Source organism: Trujillonella humicola (assembly GCF_046233715.1).
In the GTDB taxonomy this organism is placed as follows: domain Bacteria; phylum Actinomycetota; class Actinomycetes; order Mycobacteriales; family Geodermatophilaceae; genus Trujillonella; species Trujillonella humicola.
This window is the reverse complement of record NZ_JBJNRJ010000144.1, coordinates 1-679: the sequence shown is the minus strand read 5'-3', so window position 1 is coordinate 679 and position 679 is coordinate 1. Positions and strand designations below refer to the sequence as shown.

The 679-nt window shown below is 73.3% G+C and carries 1 protein-coding gene; it reads left to right on the top strand.

Annotated features, from left to right (window positions below; all coding sequences use genetic code 11):
- Positions 1–26: 26 nt before the first annotated feature.
- Positions 27–679, top strand: a 653-nt coding sequence (locus ACK586_RS25470; protein ID WP_483409974.1) for a transposase family protein, incomplete at its 3' end; no start/stop codon positions are given.

The window sequence follows — 679 nt, the reverse complement described above, 5'->3', positions numbered from 1 at the left end:
CCGTGTCCACACCGATCGCCGCGCCGGTGATTGCCGCCGCCCGGCTGCGGCGGGGCAACACCGCCTCGGCCGCCGGAGTGGGCCAGCTGGCCGCCCGAGCGATCGGCACCGCCCGCCGGGCCGGCGCGGTCGGGCAACTGCTGACCCGGGCGGACTCGGCGTTCTACGGCCACGCCCTGGTCGGCGCCGTCCTGGCCGCGGGCAGCTGGTTCTCCGTGACCGCCCGGATGGACCCCAAGGTCAAGGCGGCGATTGGCAGCATCGCCGAGCACGCCTGGACCCCGATCCGCTACCGGCAGGCCGTCTTCGACGAGGACGCGCAGGCGTGGATCTCCGATGCCGAGGTCGCCGAGGTCGACTTCCTCGCCTTCACCGGGCGCCGCAAGGCCGACCACGTGCCCTGCCGGCTGGTGGTGCGCCGGGTGGCTCGGCTCAACCCTGCTTCGGTGCCGGCCGGCCAGGAGGAGCTGTTCACCGCCTGGCGGTATCACGCGTTCATCACCAACTCGACCCTGAGCACTGTTGAGGCCGATGTGACCCACCGCGGGCACGCGATCGTCGAGCAGGTCATCGCCGAACTCAAAGGCGGCCCGCTGGCGCACCTGCCCTCGGGCTCCTACCCGGCCAACGCGGCCTGGCTGGCGTGTGCGGTGATCGCGTTCAACCTCGCCCGCGCCGC